This is a genomic window from Roseateles terrae, assembly GCF_014192155.1.
Lineage (GTDB): Bacteria > Pseudomonadota > Gammaproteobacteria > Burkholderiales > Burkholderiaceae_C > Roseateles > Roseateles terrae.
The window spans coordinates 303,011-319,156 of sequence record NZ_JACHXO010000004.1 but is presented as its reverse complement, the minus strand read 5'-3'; the positions used below and the strand labels follow the sequence as shown (position 1 = coordinate 319,156).

Genomic DNA, 16,146 nt, shown 5'->3' with positions numbered 1-16,146 from the left:
AGCGGTCAGAGACGATTGGATTCAATTCATGCGCGCCGCGCGGTCATCAGAATCCAGCCGTCTTCCTGGTCCGTCACTTCCAGCGAGACAAAGGGTGCATACGCCGCCTTCAATTCCTCGGCCTGACGCTCCAGAATGCCCGCCAGCACCAGGTGGCCGCCCGGCGCCAGATGCTGGCACAGCAGCGGCGCCAGCAGCTTCAACGGCGTGGCCAGAATGTTGGCCAGCACCACCGGATACTCGCCCTTGGCCGCATCCGGCAGCGCCGCATGAATGCTCACCTGATTCTCCTGCGCGTTCTGCAGTGACGACTGCACCGCGGCCGGATCGATGTCCACCGCATCAATGCCCCGCGCGCCAAAGAGGCCAGTGGCAATCGCCAGAATGCCGGAGCCGCAGCCATAGTCCAACACCCGGTCCCAGCCCGCCGCTTCGTCCCCATGCGCCGCAATCCAGCGCAGGCACATGCGGGTGGTCGGATGGGAACCTGTCCCGAATGCGAGGCCCGGGTCCAGACGCATCTTCTGCTTCGCCCCCGCCGGCGCTTCATGCCAGGACGGCACGATCCAGAAGGTCGGGGTGATCTCCACCGGCGCAAACTGCGATTGGGTCAGTCGCACCCAGTCCTGCTCTTCCACCGCCTGGATGGTTTGCACGTGTACATCGCTGGCCCAGTCCTGTGCCAGCAGCAGCGTGGCGGCCTCGGTGGCCTGGGCTTCAGTCTCGAACAGCGCCTTCACCACGGAGCGGTCCCAGCCCGCCTTCGGCGCCGGCATCCCCGGCTCGCCGAAGAGCGCGTTCTCGATGGGCGTGTCAGCGTCAGCATCCTCCACCGAGACGGCCAGGGACTCGATCTCCATCAAGGCGTCGCTGACGGTCTCAACGTCCTCTTCGCGGCAGATCAGGATCAATTCGTGCAACTTGGCGTCGCTCGTGCTCATGGTGGCTCCAGAAAGCGTGAAGCCCCCAAGGTGACCCGCGGGTCCGCGCTTGAGGGCAGGACGCCCGAAGGCGTCAGTCAACAGTGATGTTCAGCGGTCAGTCGCAGCCAGCCGCCAATCCGATTAGCGCTTGTGCTGGCTCATCCACGATTCTAGATAGTGAATGTCGGTGCCGCCTTCGATGAACTTGGCGTCCGCCATCAGCTCGCGGTGCAGCGGGATGTTGGTCTGGATGCCTTCCACCACCGTCTCCGACAGCGCAATCCGCATGCGGGCCAGTGCCTGCTCGCGGGTGTCGCCGTGCACAATGATCTTGCCGATCATCGAGTCATAGTTCGGCGGCACGAAGTAGTTGGTGTAGGCATGCGAGTCCACCCGCACCCCGGGGCCACCCGGCGGATGCCACATCGTGATGCGGCCCGGCGACGGGATGAACTTCACCGGATCTTCCGCATTGATGCGGCATTCGATCGAGTGGCCGCGCATCGTGATGTTGCGCTGGGTGAAGGGCAGCTTCTCCCCGGTCGCAATGCGGATCTGCATCTGCACGATGTCGATGCCGGTCACCAGCTCCGTCACCGGATGCTCCACCTGCACGCGGGTGTTCATCTCGATGAAGTAGAACTCGCCGTTCTCATACAGGAACTCGAAGGTGCCTGCACCGCGGTAGCCCATCTTCTTGCAGGCGGCCGCGCAGCGATCACCCACCCTTTCGATCAGGCGACGCGGAATGCCGGGCGCCGGCGCTTCCTCGATGATCTTCTGGTGGCGGCGCTGCATCGAGCAGTCGCGCTCGCCCAGCCACACCGCATTCTTGTGGCCGTCGGCCAGCACCTGGATTTCCACATGACGCGGATGCTCCAGGAACTTCTCCATGTAGACCTGCGGATTGCCGAAGGCAGCACCCGCTTCGGCCTTGGTCATCTGCACCGCATTGACCAGTGCCGCTTCGGTGTGCACGACCCGCATGCCGCGACCACCGCCGCCGCCGGCGGCCTTGATGATCACCGGATAGCCCACCGTGCGGGCAATGCGCACGATCTCTTTGGGATCGTCCGGCAACGCGCCGTCGGAACCGGGCACGCAGGGCACACCGGCCTTGATCATGGCCTGCTTGGCAGCGACCTTGTCGCCCATCGTCCGAATGTTTTCCGGGGTCGGGCCGATGAAGGTGAAGCCGCTGCGCTCGACCCGCTCGGCGAAGTCCGCGTTTTCGCTCAGGAACCCATAACCCGGGTGGATGGCTTCCGCATCGGTGACCTCGGCCGTGGCGATGATGGCCGGCATGCTGAGGTAGCTTTGCGCAGAGGCCGCCGGGCCGATGCACACCGCTTCATCCGCCAGCTTGACGTATTTGGCGTCGCGGTCGGCCTCGGAGTAGACCACCACCGACTTCACGCCCAGCTCGCGGCAGGCGCGCTGGATGCGAAGGGCGATTTCCCCCCGGTTGGCGATCAGGATCTTCTTGAACATGCCGCCGCCTTATTCGATGACGATCAGCGGCTGGCCGAATTCCACCGGCTGACCGTTCTCGGCCAGGACCTTGACGATGGTGCCGGACTTGTCGGCCTCGATCTCGTTCATGATCTTCATCGCCTCGATGATGCAGATGGGATCGCCTTCCTTGACCTGCTGCCCGACTTCCACGAACGGCTTGGCGTTCGGGCCGGACGCGCGGTAGAAGGTGCCGACCATCGGCGACTTCACCACATGGCCGGTCTCGACAGGCGCAGCGGCCGGCGCCGGCGCCGCAGCGGGCGCAGCGCCACCAGCCGGAACGGCGGCCTGGGCAGGCGCCATGGGCTGAGCGGCCTGCATCACCGGCATGGCGGCCACCAGGGGCGTGCCATCGGACTTGACGATGCGCACCTTGCCATCGGCTTCGGTGATTTCAAGTTCAGAGATGTTCGACTCGGATACGAGGTCGATCAGGGTCTTGAGCTTGCGCAAATCCATAGGGTTTCTCCAACGGGGAAGGTTGTTGTCGTCTGTGCCCGACTGCGGGCCCGGCCGGTGGGCTAGGCGCCGCGATGACTCAGCGCGTACTGCAGGGCCAGAAAATAGCCCATCGGGCCCAGGCCGCAGATCACGCCCACCGCGAGCTCCGACATATAACTGTGATGCCGGAAGGACTCCCTGCGGTGGATATTGGACAGGTGAACTTCAACAAAGGGCAGCGCCACCGCCGCCAGCGCATCGCGAATCGCCACGCTGGTGTGGGTGTAAGCCGCCGGGTTGATGATGATGTAGCGCGTTCCGTCGCGCCCGGCCGCCTGAATGCGGTCTACCAGGGCTCCCTCGTGGTTGCTCTGGAAAGTCTCGAGCTGCACGCCGGCTTCCTGCGCCTTTTGACGCAGATCATCGTCGATCTGCTTCAAAGTCTGCGCGCCATAGACCTCGGGCTCCCGGGTGCCGAGAAGGTTGAGGTTGGGGCCGTGAACAACAAGAATCTGCATCTGCGACCGGTCCTGACTCATTAGAGCGAAGACACTAGAAGCGTAAAAGGCTGGACTTTACGCCTTTTGCCCCCAGATCCAGGCAGCTTCACAAAAATAAATGGCTTGACCCTCGGGATTCACTTGGCTAAGGCATGCCGTATGCCAGTGCCTCTCCCACTTGGGCCTTGACCCCGGCTCAAACTTTGATGGTCGCCACCATTTGCCGTAGTTCTTCGAGGTGGGTGGCCCCCAATTTGCGCCAGATCGGTTCACCTTGCGCGCTGAAGGCCACTGTAAAGGGAAGGCCCCCTTTGGTGTTGCCCAATTGACGGGACAGGTCCGTCCCGGTGAGCCCGGCCAGGGCCACCGGGAACTTCAGAGGCAGCTTGGCCAGAAAACCGCGTACCGGCGTTGGCGCGTCGACCGCCAGACCCAGCACCTGCCAGCCCTTGCCGGCGAACTCGTCGTGGAACTGATTGATCTCCGGCAGCTCCTTGACGCATGGGGCGCACCAGGTGGCCCAGAAATTCAGCAGCAGTGGCTTGCCGCGCAATTGCCGCGCAGGCAGGTAGGGCTGCTGATCCAGGGTGTCGAAGCTGGCATTCCAGAAGGCGGCGGCGGGAGCGGACAGGGCGGACGACGGCGCCGCCACCGCATCGCCGGTGCCCAGCACGCCGGTACTTTCATGACGCAGGGCCAGCATCGCCCCGCCGGCTGCTGCCGCGCCGCCTACAGCGGCCCAGCCCAGAAGCTGTCGTCTTTGCATCAGGTGTCCTTCATCAATTGGCGCAGGGCGGCGAGGTCGCCACGCTCGGTGCGTCCCCGGGCGTCCGGCTTGAGGGCGCCGCGCTGGTCGTTGTAATCCAGAATGGTCAGCGCCAGTGTCACCCGTTCATTCAGGGCGCGGCACGGCACATCCAGAATCAGCTGATCCACCGCATCGCCGCGGCTGTTGCGGGCCTGGCCCACGTCGTAATCGACGCCCTGATTGAGCAGGGCGATTTCGGCCGACTTGCTGTCGTCGCAATACAGCTGGAGGTGAATGTTGGACAGCCGGGTGGCGGTGCCACGCCAGACCGCGCCGGTGAGGTGAGGGCGGAATTCGGCGAGCCGTTCCATCCAGACCGCCGCCACCTCCCGCAGCGCGGCCAGTTCGGCCGGCTGGGTGTCAGCGCAGAAGATCGACAGGTATTCCCGAACCTGATCTTCCAGCTCATCGTTGTCCGGCAGGGCGGTGCGGGGCGGCAGGCCGAGGGCGCGCAGCGCACGGGACTTGGCCGGACCGTACTCCATCCCTTCTTCCACCACCAACCGGGCCGCCGCAGCGGCAATCTCGGTGCTCAGTTCGGAACTCATGGCAACTCCACGGACCCCATACGAGCCTCAATAGTGCCTGCACGGCTGAGCAAGTAGGGGGAACGTGGGCGCTTTTCGAATCGCTTGGGTGCCGGCAGCATCACCGCCAGGTTGGCGGCCTGCTGCGGGCTGAGGCGGGCTGCATCGACCTGAAAGTAGCGGCGCGCGGCCGCCTGCGCCCCGAAGACCCCTTCGCCCCATTCGACATGGTTCAGGTAGAGCTCCAGGATGCGCTGCTTGCTCAGCGTCGCTTCCAGCATATAGGTGAGGATGAACTCCTGCCCTTTGCGGACGAATGTCCGCTCGGAACTGAGAAACAGGTTCTTGGCCAGCTGCTGGGTGATGGTCGAGCCGCCGACGATCTTGGCCACCGGCGGCGGCTTGCTCGGCGCGGTCACCGCCAGACGAGCGGCCCGCTTGTCGGCGCGCTCCTGCTCCTTCTGGTTGCGCTCCCACGCCTTTTCCATCGCTTCCCAGTCGACCCCGCCGTGCTCATTGAAGCCGGCATCCTCGCTGGCGATGACCGCGCGCTTGAGATTGACGCTGATCTGGTCACCGTCCATCCAGCGCTGGGCCCAGACCACCGAGCCTTTTTCGCGCAGCAGCCGCAGGATCTCGGTGCGCTGGAAGCTGGTCGATTCGGGCGGCAGCACCGCCATCAGCGCGATGCGGGCGGCAAAGAAGAGTTGCAGGCAGACAATGCTGACGATCAGCATCAGCACCAGCCGCATCCATTGCTTCAGCATGCAGCCTCCACCTGACGACGCAGTTGCGCCAGGACCGGCGCGCTGTCCGGGCGCACGCCGCGCCAGATCATGAACGATTCCACCGCCTGCTCCACCAGCATGCCCAGGCCGTCCCGCAGGCAGGCGGTGGGTCCGCCCTGCGCCGCTGCCCAGTTCAGGAAGCCCGCTGCCGCCGGGCCGTACATCATGTCCACCGCCACACCACCGGTCGCCAGCACCAGGCGGTCCGGATCCGGCAGCGGCACTCCGGCGCCACTGAGGGAACTGCTCGTGCCGTTGATGACCACGTCATAACGGCCATCGGTCTGGTCCAGTCCGCCGGAGCGCAGCCGCACGCCGTGTTCGTCGGCATGGACCTGATGGCTACCGACCAGCGCCAGCGCCTTGTCGGCGCTGCGATTGAGGATGTGGATCTCCGCCGGCCGGGCGGCGATCAGGCTGCCCAGCACGCCGGACGACGCACCGCCGGCCCCGATCAGCAGCACGCGCAGGCCGGCCAGCGGTCGGTGGGCGTTGTGCTGGAGGTCGGCCACGAGGCCGGCGCCGTCGGTGTTGTCGCCGAACCAGCCGTCGGCATCGAAGCGCAGCACATTGACCGCACCGGCGCGTTGCGCCCGCGGGGTCCGCTGGCGGGCCAGCCGGAACGCTTCAAATTTGAACGGGACGGTGACGTTGCATCCCCGACCACCGGCGGCGGCGAAGTCCCGCACCGTCGCCTCAAAGGCGTCCAGCGGACACAGCAGCCGCTCATAACTCAGCACCTCACCGGTCTGCTGCGCAAAGGCGGCATGGATGGCCGGCGAGCGGCTGTGGGCCACCGGATTTCCCGCCACGGCATAACGGTCCACCGGCGTGCTCATGACGGATTACCGGTCATCGTCGCTTCCAGTCCCTCCTCGCGGGTGAAACGGAAGCGGGAGGTGATCACCAGCACCTCGGCGCCCTTTTTCATCGCCGGCGTGAAGCTGCCAAAAGGCCCGCTGGCCTCGACGATGGCCACGGCGCGGCGGTCCAGCACCCGGTTGCCCGAGCTCTGCACGATGTCTGTTTCCACCACTCGGCCGCGCCAGTCCACATGAATGTTCATGATGAGCTGGCCGTACAGCTTTTTGCCCTGGTAGGTGGGGAAGTCGCGGGTGCCGCGGGCTTCAATGCGGCGACGCAGCGTGTCGTAATACTGGGCGTAGACCACCTCCTGGGTGGCGGGGCTCAGGTAACGCTTTTTCGGCCGCGAGTTCTCGTCATTCACCCGCTTCTCGATCTCGGCCAGCAACTGCACCAGCTGCCGACGTCGCTCTTCCTGCTGCTGCGCCTGCTGACTGCCCTTGTCGCGCTGGGTCTCCGGCGCAGGCAGCAGGGCGAGTTCACGGCGGATCTGGGTGAGCAACTGCTCCTGCGTCTGCTGCAGCTCCTGGATCTGGCTGTGCTGCACCTCGATGCTGTCGCCAGTCTCGATCTTTGGCGAAGGCGGCAGCGGGGAGGTGGCGCGTACCTTGGCATCGGTGTCGCCGCCCCCGGCCAGGTTGGCCTGCGCCAGCGCCTGGGCCTTGGTCGGCGCTTCATGCCCGCGGGCATTTACCAGGATGACTTCCAGCGGCGTGTCCTGGAACAACCGGTCCAGCTGTTCAGGCGGGATGGTCTTGACCGCAAACAACAGGGCCGCATGAAAGCCGATGGAGGCAATCAGCGCCGTCTGCAGGTAGCTGAGCTTGGGCATGGGAGGAACTCAGGGAGCGCCCGGGGGCGCCGGTTCAGAAGGAGCGCCGGCGGCGTCCTCCGCGTTCACGTCGATGGCCAGCGTCAGCACGCCGCTGGGTTCTTCGTCTTCTTCCGCGTCGGTCGCTTCATCGGTCTGCTCAACCGTATCCAGGCGCTCCACCAGGCTGGCGTGCACATCCAGGGTCAACTCATCCAGGCCGGTGATGCGAACCTTCACATGGCTGTGACGGGGCAGGCTGTCGCAGCCCAGCGCCCGGAAGACCAGCGGCAGGTCGTCGGCGCGGACCAGACCTTCCTTCATCACCGTGGCCGTCAGCTCGGTGATGCCCTGCTGCTGCAGGTAACGGAGGGTCCAGTAGCGCTCGATGCCGGACTGGAAGCCGTTGTAGGCGCTGTAGGCCGCATCGAAGCCGGAGATGATGGAGAAGAGCTGCGCGTCCTTGGGCTTGAACGGGGCCACCAGCGCCGCCGTGCGGCCGTGACGGGCGCAGGCAATGATCTGCCACTGGTTGACCAGGTCCACATAGCGGCGCAGCGGCGAGGTCGCCCAGGTGTACTGCGCCACGCCCATGCCGGCATGCGGCGCAGGCTTGGTGCCCATGCGCACCTTGATGCCAGGGGCGAGGCTCGCCTGACTGCGGTAGATGCCGGGCACGCCGCAGTCGGCCAGGTAGGCGCCCCAGCTGCTGTTGGCCAGGATCATGGCCTCGGCCACGATCAGGTCCAGCGCCGCGCCGCGCTGGCGCACGCCGATGCTGACCTGCTCGCTGCCGTCCGGCTCGTGATCGCCATTGCCTTCCAGCCGGAAGTTGTAGTCCGGCCGGTTGAAGGTTTCGGGCTTGCCGCGCACCACCTCGCGCTTGGCTTTCAGGTCCCTGGCCAGGCGGTAGGCGAAGGCCAGTTCGGGGGCGAAGTCGTAGGTCGCAGGCTCGGCACCGGTCAGGGTGGCGTCGGTGATGATCTTGTCCAGCTTGTCGTGGCGCAGGTTGGCCGCGATGGACACGCGCTCCAGCTTCGTCTCGCGGGCGGTGATCTCCAGCGTGGCCTCGTCCATCGTCAGATAGATGCTGACGGCGGGGCAGTCACGGCCTTCGATCAGCGTGTAGGCCTGCACGACTTCATCCGGCAGCATCGTCAGCTTCCAGCCCGGCATGTAGACGGTGCTGAAGCGGTCCCGCGCCACCTTGTCGACCGGCGAGTCCGGTTGGATGGCCAGGCCCGGGGCGGCGATGTGCACACCGAACACGACCGTGCCGGTGCCCAGACCCTGCACCGACAGCGCATCGTCGATTTCGGTGGTGGCGGAGTCGTCGATGGAGAACGCCCGCACCGGGGCGAGCGGGAGCTCGTCCTTGATGGCCGGCGCGGACAGGGCCGGGAAGCCGGTGCCCTTGGGGAAGTGCTCAAACAGGAAGCGCTTCCAGTGGAATTGGTAGGGGCTGGTGATGGCACCGGCTTCCTTGAGCAGGTCCAGCGGCGCCTTCTGGCTGCGGCGGGCGGCCTCCACCAGGGCCTTGTATTCCGGGCCGTTCTTGTCCGGGCGGAAGAGGATGCGGTAGATCTGCTCGGCGATCGGGGCCGGGCAGCGGCCAGCGGCCAGCTCGGTGGCCCAGTCTTCAATCTGGGCGGCGATCTGTTTCTTGCGCTCGATGCCCAGCAGGGCGGCCTTGACGATGTCCGCGGGCGCCTTCTTGAACTGGCCCTTGCCCATGCGCCGGAAGTAGTGCGGCGCCTCGAACAGGCGGAACAGCGCGCCGGCCTGGTGGCCGATGGAGGCCTTGGCGTCGAAATAATCGCGCGCCAGATCGGCGAAACCGAACTCGCCCTCCGGAGCGAACTCCCAGGCCAGGTCGAGGTCGATCTCCTGGGCAAGCCGCTGCCCGTCCGCCATCAGTTCGGCCGGGGAGGGCTTGTCGAACTTGAGCAGCACGTTGGCGGATTTCACTTTGACGCGCTTGCCGGAATCCAGCTCGATCTGCATCGAGGATTCGGCTTCGGACATCACGCGGCCGGCGAGAAATTTTCCGGCGTCTTCGAAGAGGGCAAACATAGCGGCGGCATTGTCGCTGATCGGCGCGGGACCCGAGCGGCCGGGCGGCGGGCTGAGGTGTCAATTCGTTCCGGGGCGGCGTCCCACGGGGCGCCTGGCCTCGCGCGCGCAGGTCAGTTGGACCCCACAAGTCCGCCATTCGAAGTACTCAGACGCACGAAAAAAGGACCGTCAAAGGGTCTGGTAAGCGGAAATTGCAACGCTTTGGGCGGGTTTCGGCCCAATTGCGGGCATCGCTGCTGCCTGGGCATGCCGGAGGTGCTCACCAACGGCTCTCAAATAGGTGGCAAGGACCAGTCAACCTTCAATGGCCCAGCGATGACGCAGCGGTGAAGCAGCGGCCAGGCAGCGGCCAAGCAGCGGCCAGGCGGCGGTCTGGCCGCCGGCAAACGACGGTCAAACCACCGTCATCCTCAAGCCACACACTCCGTTTTTTCTGCGGCTTTGCCCGCCGCGACCATGCCGCCACGTTTCTACACCCTGATTGCCGCCCAGTTCTTCTCGGCGCTGGCGGACAACGCCTTGCTGATCGTCGGCATTGCGCTCCTGCGGGAGATGGGCCAGCCGATCTGGTGGGCGCCGCTGCTCAAGCTGTGTTTCAACATGGCCTATGTGGCCCTGGCCCCCGGCGTGGGGCTGCTGGCCGATGCCGTTCCCAAGGTGGCCCTCATGACCTGGATGAATGGACTCAAGGCGGTCGGTGTGGGTGCGATGGTGCTGGGGCTGGATCCGCTGGCCGCCTTTGCGGTGGTGGGGGTGGCCGCCGCCTGTTATGCGCCGGCCAAATACGGGCTGATCACCGAAATCGTCCCCGCCTCGAGACTGGTGGCGGCCAACGGCTGGATCGAAGTGTCGGTGGTGTGTTCCGTGCTGCTGGGCACGCTGGTGGGCGGCTTGCTGGTCAGCCCCTGGTGGATGGCCGCGGTGGCCGGTGCGCCGCTGCGCAGTCCGCTGATGACATCGCTGCTGGCCTTGCTGCTGCTGTATGCGCTGGCGGCAGGCCTGCAGCTGCGGGTACCGGAGAGCGGAGCGGTGTATGCCCGCACGTCCCGCCGGCCCGCGGCCGTGATGAGGGAGTTCATGGCGGCCAATGCCACGCTCTGGCGGGACCGGCTCGGCGGCCGGCTGTCCCTCTCCATGACCACCCTGTTCTGGGGGGCGGGCGCGACCTTGCAGCTCGCGGTGCTGCAATGGGCCCAGGACGTGCTGGGGCTGCGGCTCAATCAGGGTGCCTATCTGCAGGCCACGGTCGCGGTGGGCGTGGTGGTCGGGGCGGGACTGGCCGGCCGGTGGATCGCGCTGCACCACGCCCTTCGCGTGCTGCCGCTGGGATTGATGCTTGGACTGCTGATGCTGGCGACGCCCTGGGTGAGCACCCTCGACTGGGCCCTGCCGGCGATGGTGCTGGTGGGCGCGGTCGGCGGCGCGATGGTGGTGCCGATGAATGCGCTGCTGCAGCATCGCGGCGTGCAGTTGCTCAGCGCCGGACGTTCCATTGCGGTGCAGGGTTTCAATGAAAACCTGAGCATCCTGCTGATGCTGGGCGCTTATGCGGCCTTGCAGGCAGCGGGTGTGCCGCTGGTGTGGCTGATGAGCGGGCTGGGGGTTTTTGTCAGCCTGTGTGTGCTGGTGCTGATGCTGCGGCGGCTGGGACGACGCGCTGTCACGCCGCCGGCAGATCCCAACAATGAACCGATGGCTGGCGCTCTTGCGACGCGAGGGCAGCCGATATCCGATGGAAGCGACTGAAGCGCACGGCGAACGCAACGACCGTATCGACCTCAGCGAATCAAACCCAAGCGCCTGATGTGATGGGCGCAGCCGTGAGGCCTCCTGCCCAAGATCCCCGAGCGCGCGTCGCGCTCAGTCCTTGCGTGGCCTCAAGCGCGGACCGCTGGCGCCAGCAACCCGGCACTGGCGCGCAGCGCCACGCTGGTGCCGTCGATGGCGGAGGCATACACCTGCTCGATGCCCTGCACGATGCCCTCCCAGCCCATGGATTCGGCGCCTTCACGCGCCGCCACACGCATCGCAGCGAGCCGTGGCCGATCCGACAGCAGATCCAGCGCCCGTTCCGCGAACGTCGCAGCCGGCGTGCCCAGCGGCACCGTGGCGCCGTTCACACCGCTGCGCACCAGCAGGGCTGCTGCGGCGTAGTGGTAGGCCAGCACTGGCAAACCGCTGGCGAGGGCTTCCGGTGTGACGTTTCCGTAGGTCTCGGTCACGCTCGGGAATACAAAGAGATCACCGCTTGCGTAGTGGGCTGCCAGGTCTTCTCCATGCCGCATGCCCGCGAAGATCGCGCCGGGCAGTTGCTGCTCCAGCTCCGCACGCGCCGGCCCGTCCCCCACCAGCACCAGGCGGGCTCGCGGATGGTGGCGCCGCACCGCGGGCCACAGCGCCACCAGCAACTGGAGATTCTTCTCGGCAGCCAGCCGCCCCACGTGCAGCAGCACCGGATCCTGCGGCGCTGCGCCCCATTGCTCGCGCAGCGCTTCACTGCGGCGCGACGGGTCAAAGAGTTGCGTGTCCACCCCGCGTGCAATCACGTTCACATGCCGGAAGCCCTGCGCCAACAGCTCACCGGCCAGCGTGGCATTGGGCACCATGGTGCTGTGACAGCGGTTGTGGAATTTGCGCAGATATGCCAGCAGCGGCCGCCGCAGCCAGCCGATGCCGTAGTGCTGCGCATACGCATGAAAATTGGTGCGGAACTCCGACACCACCGGCAGCTTGAGCTGACGCGCCGCCTGCAGCGCAGACCAGCCCATCGGCCCTTCGGTGGCAATGTGCACCACATCCGGACGCCGGGGTGCCCACAGCTGCATCAGCGTCCGCTTGGACACCACGCCCATGCGCAGATGCGGATAGCGCGGCACCGGCAGTCCACGCATCAGCACTTCATTGCCTTGCGGCCCATCGGCATCGCTGGCGGCCTGCCGCGGGCGCAGCAGCTGCACCGCATGATCACGGGCCTGCAGTCCCTTCACCACACAGGCGATGCTGCGGGCCACGCCATTGACTTCCGGCGGATAGGTTTCCGTCACCACCGCCACACGGAAGTGCCGCTGACGGGTCGGCAGCTCGTCCACCTCGAGTTCGATCGGCGCGCTTGTCATGGCCGGGATGATGGGCGCGCTTCGCAACAGTTGTGTGACGGTCGGCGTCGTCATCCGCCTGAAACAGCGGCGCGACACAGTGGCCACGCTGCCGTCGCACAGGTGCCATGAAACTGCCATGGGCCTGTCCCGATCGGGGGACGCGCCGCCCGAGGCCGCCCCGCGGGCGTCGACATCCGCGTCCGCGGCGGCGATCCTGCTCATCATCCTGGACGAGGGCCTGCATGAAAGACTTTCTGGACCTGCTGAGAGAACAGCGTTGGGACGACCACCGCTACTACCATCACTGCCGCATCAATCAGTCGCTGCACCTGCTGAGCGCCTGCTGCTTCGTGGTGGCCTACGGCCTGTTGCTGGTGGACCCGGCCTGGGCTGCGCTGCTGGCCTGGGGCGTGTCGATGACCAGCCGCCAGGCCGGGCATTTCTTCTTCGAACCCAAAGGCTTCGACGAGATCAACCAGGCCACGCACGACCACAAGGAAGCCATCAAGATTGGCTACAACCTGCGTCGCAAGGTGGTGCTGATGGCGCTGTGGGCCGCTTCACCCGTGGCCCTGTGGCTGCAGCCGGGACTGTTCGGCCTGTATGCCCCGGCCACCAGCTTTGTGGAGTATCTGCACCAGCTGGGCCTGATCTGGTTCTGGCTCGGTGTGGGCGGTCTGGTTTTCCGGGTGCTGCAGCTGGCGGTGACCCGCGACCTGCGCACGGGCCTGGCCTGGGCCACCAAGATCATCACCGACCCGTTCCACGACATCGCCCTGTATCACCGCGCCCCGTTGCATCTGTTGCGCGGTGAGCGCATGGATCCGATGCATCACGTGCTGATGGAACGGCACAATGCCGGGCACGGCGAGCAGGCCGCCTGACCGAGGCCATTCCCCGGCCTCCGGACGGCTCGCCGCCTGTCCGATCCCTCCGGAGGTTCCTGCATGATGTTGTTGCGCCGGCGCCGCTCCTGGGCGCCCGTCCTGTCCCCGACCTTATCGGGACGGACGTTGCTGTCTTCGCTGTTGTCGAGGCTTGCAGCCTGTCTGCCTGCCCGCGGACCGTCCTGGGGCGCCTTGGCGCTGTCCTGCGCTGCCGCGCTGCTGGCCGGCTGCGGCGCCATGCCCAACACCGGCACCCAGCGGCTGCTCGGGGGCCCGGTGGTCTACACCTATGTCGGTGGTGGCAAGCCGGTGGTGGTGCTGCAATCGAGCATCGGCGACGGGCGGGATCCGTGGGTACCGGTGATGAGCGAACTGCGCGACCGCTATTCGGTCTTTGCGTATGACCGGCCTGGCTACGGCGACAGCACCGCCACCCCGCCGACACCCCGCAACCCCTGCGGCATTGCCACCGAACTGCATGACCTGCTGCATGCGTCGGGCATCAAACCCCCGTATCTGCTGGTCGGGCATTCGATGGGCGGCCTCTATCAATATGCGTTCTCGCGCCTGTATCCCGATGAAGTGGCGGGCCTGGTGCTGGTGGATGCGGTGCATCCCATGCACACCCGGCGCATGCAGGTGGAAGTGCCGCTGATGGCCAACATGCTGGAGAGCATGAGCCGCCGGGTCTTCCGCGGCATGATGCAGGCCGAATACATCCAGCAGACTGACTGCGTCGACCCGCTGCTGGCCAAACGTCGTCCGGACGTACCCGTGCGGGTGCTGACGCGCACGGTCTACACACCGGAAGAGACCATCAGCGGCTTTGAGGCGATGGTGCACGGGCTGGAGCCGAACTGGCTGCCGCTGGTCGGCGGCAAAGGCATCCAGCCGGTGGAAGGGGCGGGGCACTACATCCAGCGGGATCAGCCGGACGCGGTGGTGCATGCGGTGGATGAGGTGGCCAATGAGATCCGCGAACGCGCCGAGGCTGCGGCATCCGCGCCATCTGCCGCATCTGCCGCATCTGCCGCGTCTGCCGCGTCTGCCGCGTCTGCCGCGTCTGCGGTGGCAGTGACGGCCGCAGCCTCCTCGGCTTCCGCTTCAGCCTCTGCCTCTGCCTCTGCCTCTGCCTCTGCCTCTGCCCCTGCCCCTGCCCCTGCCCCTGCCCCTGCATCGGCATCGGCATCCGCCGCATCAGCGCCGTCCGGGCCGTCAGCCTCGGCCCGGACCCGTCCCCTCAACGGGCCCAACCGAGCGTCTCGAGCAGCAAGCGGCGTTTGATCGACTGATTCGTCAGCTCGGCCGGCCCGGCCCACCACCCCCCGTCGCGCATCGCCTGCGCGGCGGCCAGCAGCCGGCGCTGCACCTCATCGAAATCGGCATCGCTGAAGTCGGTGCTGAAAATCATGCGGCCAGTGCCGACCCAGCTCAACGCCAGGCCCTGTGCCCGCATGAAATACTGCAGCATCCAGTTATAGCGGGACGGCTGCAGGTAATACAGCGTCCAGACCGACGACATGTTGGCCACCCGCACCGGCAGCCCCGCCGCCTCCAGCGCCGCATTGAGCTGCGCCCGGCGCCGGTCCTGAATGGTGTCCTGCTCGGTCAGCGTCTGCTGCCAGGCTGGCTCCTCCAGCGCATCCAGGAAGACCGACATCGCGCCCATCACATACGGATGGGTATTGAACGTGCCACGCGCAAAGCAGATGTCGGCGGGCCGTTCCTCACGATAGCGCTTCATCCACGCCGCCTTTCCGCACACCACGCCCACCGGCAGGCCGCCGCCCAGTGTCTTGCCGTAGGTGACCAGATCGGCCTGCACGCCGAAGTAGGCCTGGGCCCCACCGATGCCCAGCCGGAAGCCCATGAAGACTTCGTCGAAGATCAGCGCAATGCCGCGCTCGGTGCAGACCTGCCGCAGTTCGCGCAGCCAGGCGGCATAGGCCTCGCGGTCATAGGACGCACGGCGAGAACTGTCGACCAGTGACCCATCCCCCGGCGCCGGCCGGTTCGGATGCAGCGCCTGCAGCGGATTCACCAGCACGCAGGCGATGTCCCGCCGGGTGCGCAGCACCTGCAGGCTGCGGGCGTGCATGTCACGCAGGGTGTAGGTGCGCTCGGCCGGCAGCGGATTGCCGGGCCCGGGCTGCGCCTCGTCCCACCAGCCGTGATACGCACCGCAAAAGCGCACCAGATGGGTCCGGCCGGTGTGATACCGCGCCAGCCGCACTGCCTGCATCACCGCTTCGGTGCCGGACATGTGGAAGGACAGCTGGTCCATGCCGGAGAGGGCCAGCAGCCGCTGGACGTTCTGCTCGACCAGCGGGTGATACACCCCGAGCACCGGCCCCAATTCGGCCACCCGGGCACTGCCTTCCGCGATGCAGCGCTGATAGAAGGCATAACCGAACAGGTTGACCCCGTAGCTCCCGGCCAGGTCGATGAAACGCTGGCCGTCCAGGTCGGTCAGCCAGTGGCCGTCGCTGCGGCTCATCACCGCGCCCAGGGGCAAGGCTTTCTGCACCAGCGGACTGAAGGGTGGCGGCACCCGGTAGCCGCTGGTGAACTGCAGGTCCGGCAACCCGGGCTTGAGCGCCTGCGTGGCGGCGATGCTGCGGGCATGGCGCTGCTGCAGCGCCTGGGACAGACCCTCGAAACTGGCCCGTCGCCGCTGCACCACCTCGGCGCAGGCGTCATCGGCGTTGAAAAAGCGGTCGTCGTCGAAGCGCTGCGTCGGCATCAGCCGGGCCAGCCGCACCGCCATCCGCGAATGGCCGGCCAGCGACGGATGTTTGGCCCGGGACAGCTGCAGCCGTCGCCAGCCCTTGGGCGCCAGCGCGAGGGCGGCGGTCAGCAGGCCGGCAGCAGCCAGCGCGGAGAGCAGTTCTGGGTTCATGGCAATGGC

At 66.6% G+C, this 16,146-nt stretch carries 15 protein-coding genes; 3 read left to right on the top strand and 12 right to left on the bottom strand.

The features are described 5' to 3' along the window. Positions 1 to 26 precede the first annotated feature (26 nt). The 10 genes from prmA to FHS28_RS13280 form a co-directional block, all read right to left on the bottom strand. Positions 27 to 920: a 50S ribosomal protein L11 methyltransferase gene (prmA, locus tag FHS28_RS13325; protein WP_088451530.1), complete on the bottom strand. Its 894-nt coding sequence runs from the start codon at positions 918 to 920 to the stop codon at positions 27 to 29. Positions 921 to 1,064: 144 nt separating this feature from the next. Further along, positions 1,065 to 2,414 (bottom strand): acetyl-CoA carboxylase biotin carboxylase subunit, encoded by a 1,350-nt coding sequence (accC, locus tag FHS28_RS13320; RefSeq protein ID WP_088451189.1) that lies wholly within the window; start codon positions 2,412 to 2,414, stop codon positions 1,065 to 1,067. A 9-nt stretch (positions 2,415 to 2,423) separates the two neighbouring features. After that, positions 2,424 to 2,897 (bottom strand): acetyl-CoA carboxylase biotin carboxyl carrier protein, encoded by a 474-nt coding sequence (gene accB / locus FHS28_RS13315; RefSeq protein WP_088451187.1) that lies wholly within the window; start codon positions 2,895 to 2,897, stop codon positions 2,424 to 2,426. Between the two features lie 62 nt (positions 2,898 to 2,959). Continuing rightward, entirely contained in the window at positions 2,960 to 3,397 is a 438-nt protein-coding gene (aroQ, locus tag FHS28_RS13310; protein WP_088451185.1) for a type II 3-dehydroquinate dehydratase, read from the bottom strand. Positions 3,398 to 3,575: 178 nt separating this feature from the next. Further along, positions 3,576 to 4,145 (bottom strand): TlpA family protein disulfide reductase, encoded by a 570-nt coding sequence (locus FHS28_RS13305; protein ID WP_246410030.1) that lies wholly within the window; start codon positions 4,143 to 4,145, stop codon positions 3,576 to 3,578. After that, complete coding sequence (locus FHS28_RS13300) at positions 4,145 to 4,735, bottom strand: hypothetical protein (protein WP_088451181.1); 591 nt, start codon at positions 4,733 to 4,735, stop codon at positions 4,145 to 4,147. Before FHS28_RS13300 ends, FHS28_RS13305 begins: the two co-directional genes overlap by 1 nt. After that, positions 4,732 to 5,481: a monofunctional biosynthetic peptidoglycan transglycosylase gene (gene mtgA, locus FHS28_RS13295; protein WP_375140745.1), complete on the bottom strand. Its 750-nt coding sequence runs from the start codon at positions 5,479 to 5,481 to the stop codon at positions 4,732 to 4,734. The genes FHS28_RS13300 and mtgA overlap by 4 nt, the downstream gene beginning before the upstream one ends. Further along, positions 5,475 to 6,341: a shikimate dehydrogenase gene (aroE, locus tag FHS28_RS13290; RefSeq protein WP_184294754.1), complete on the bottom strand. Its 867-nt coding sequence runs from the start codon at positions 6,339 to 6,341 to the stop codon at positions 5,475 to 5,477. Before aroE ends, mtgA begins: the two co-directional genes overlap by 7 nt. Continuing rightward, positions 6,338 to 7,198 carry an energy transducer TonB gene (locus FHS28_RS13285; RefSeq protein WP_088451179.1) on the bottom strand — a complete coding sequence of 287 codons (861 nt, stop codon included), beginning with the start codon at positions 7,196 to 7,198 and terminating at the stop codon, positions 6,338 to 6,340. Before FHS28_RS13285 ends, aroE begins: the two co-directional genes overlap by 4 nt. Positions 7,199 to 7,207: 9 nt before the next feature. Beyond that, positions 7,208 to 9,250 (bottom strand): ribonuclease catalytic domain-containing protein, encoded by a 2,043-nt coding sequence (locus FHS28_RS13280; RefSeq protein WP_088451177.1) that lies wholly within the window; start codon positions 9,248 to 9,250, stop codon positions 7,208 to 7,210. Between the two features lie 459 nt (positions 9,251 to 9,709). Here FHS28_RS13280 and lplT point away from each other — a divergent pair, with 459 nt between their 5' ends. Continuing rightward, positions 9,710 to 10,999: a lysophospholipid transporter LplT gene (gene lplT, locus FHS28_RS13275; RefSeq protein ID WP_088451524.1), complete on the top strand. Its 1,290-nt coding sequence runs from the start codon at positions 9,710 to 9,712 to the stop codon at positions 10,997 to 10,999. 131 nt (positions 11,000 to 11,130) lie between these two features. Here lplT and FHS28_RS13270 read toward each other — a convergent pair whose 3' ends face one another. Beyond that, on the bottom strand, positions 11,131 to 12,369 hold the full coding sequence (locus FHS28_RS13270; RefSeq protein WP_088451522.1) for a glycosyltransferase family 4 protein: 1,239 nt from the start codon (positions 12,367 to 12,369) through the stop codon (positions 11,131 to 11,133). 224 nt (positions 12,370 to 12,593) lie between these two features. Here FHS28_RS13270 and FHS28_RS13265 point away from each other — a divergent pair, with 224 nt between their 5' ends. Further along, entirely contained in the window at positions 12,594 to 13,235 is a 642-nt protein-coding gene (locus FHS28_RS13265) for a hypothetical protein (protein ID WP_088451174.1), read from the top strand. A gap of 63 nt (positions 13,236 to 13,298) precedes the next feature. Next, entirely contained in the window at positions 13,299 to 14,522 is a 1,224-nt protein-coding gene (locus FHS28_RS13260; protein WP_088451172.1) for an alpha/beta fold hydrolase, read from the top strand. Here the strand turns inward: FHS28_RS13260 and FHS28_RS13255 are convergent. Beyond that, positions 14,479 to 16,137 carry an aminotransferase class III-fold pyridoxal phosphate-dependent enzyme gene (locus FHS28_RS13255; RefSeq protein WP_088451170.1) on the bottom strand — a complete coding sequence of 553 codons (1,659 nt, stop codon included), beginning with the start codon at positions 16,135 to 16,137 and terminating at the stop codon, positions 14,479 to 14,481. The two genes, FHS28_RS13260 and FHS28_RS13255, sit on opposite strands and share 44 nt — an antisense overlap. Positions 16,138 to 16,146 lie beyond the last annotated feature (9 nt).

Excerpts from the sequence above, each read along its gene's own strand:
- FHS28_RS13300 (WP_088451181.1), bottom strand. The coding sequence starts at position 4,735 with ATGAGTTCCGAACTGAGCACCGAGATTGCCGCTGCGGCGGCCCGGTTG.
- accC (WP_088451189.1), bottom strand. The coding sequence starts at position 2,414 with ATGTTCAAGAAGATCCTGATCGCCAACCGGGGGGAAATCGCCCTTCGC.
- FHS28_RS13270 (WP_088451522.1), bottom strand. The coding sequence starts at position 12,369 with ATGACAAGCGCGCCGATCGAACTCGAGGTGGACGAGCTGCCGACCCGT.
- FHS28_RS13260 (WP_088451172.1), top strand. The coding sequence starts at position 13,299 with ATGATGTTGTTGCGCCGGCGCCGCTCCTGGGCGCCCGTCCTGTCCCCG.
- mtgA (WP_375140745.1), bottom strand. The coding sequence starts at position 5,481 with ATGCTGAAGCAATGGATGCGGCTGGTGCTGATGCTGATCGTCAGCATT.
- lplT (WP_088451524.1), top strand. The coding sequence starts at position 9,710 with ATGCCGCCACGTTTCTACACCCTGATTGCCGCCCAGTTCTTCTCGGCG.
- FHS28_RS13255 (WP_088451170.1), bottom strand. The coding sequence starts at position 16,137 with ATGAACCCAGAACTGCTCTCCGCGCTGGCTGCTGCCGGCCTGCTGACC.
- FHS28_RS13285 (WP_088451179.1), bottom strand. The coding sequence starts at position 7,198 with ATGCCCAAGCTCAGCTACCTGCAGACGGCGCTGATTGCCTCCATCGGC.
- accB (WP_088451187.1), bottom strand. The coding sequence starts at position 2,897 with ATGGATTTGCGCAAGCTCAAGACCCTGATCGACCTCGTATCCGAGTCG.
- FHS28_RS13265 (WP_088451174.1), top strand. The coding sequence starts at position 12,594 with ATGAAAGACTTTCTGGACCTGCTGAGAGAACAGCGTTGGGACGACCAC.
- aroQ (WP_088451185.1), bottom strand. The coding sequence starts at position 3,397 with ATGCAGATTCTTGTTGTTCACGGCCCCAACCTCAACCTTCTCGGCACC.
- aroE (WP_184294754.1), bottom strand. The coding sequence starts at position 6,341 with ATGAGCACGCCGGTGGACCGTTATGCCGTGGCGGGAAATCCGGTGGCC.
- FHS28_RS13305 (WP_246410030.1), bottom strand. The coding sequence starts at position 4,145 with ATGCAAAGACGACAGCTTCTGGGCTGGGCCGCTGTAGGCGGCGCGGCA.
- FHS28_RS13280 (WP_088451177.1), bottom strand. The coding sequence starts at position 9,250 with ATGTTTGCCCTCTTCGAAGACGCCGGAAAATTTCTCGCCGGCCGCGTG.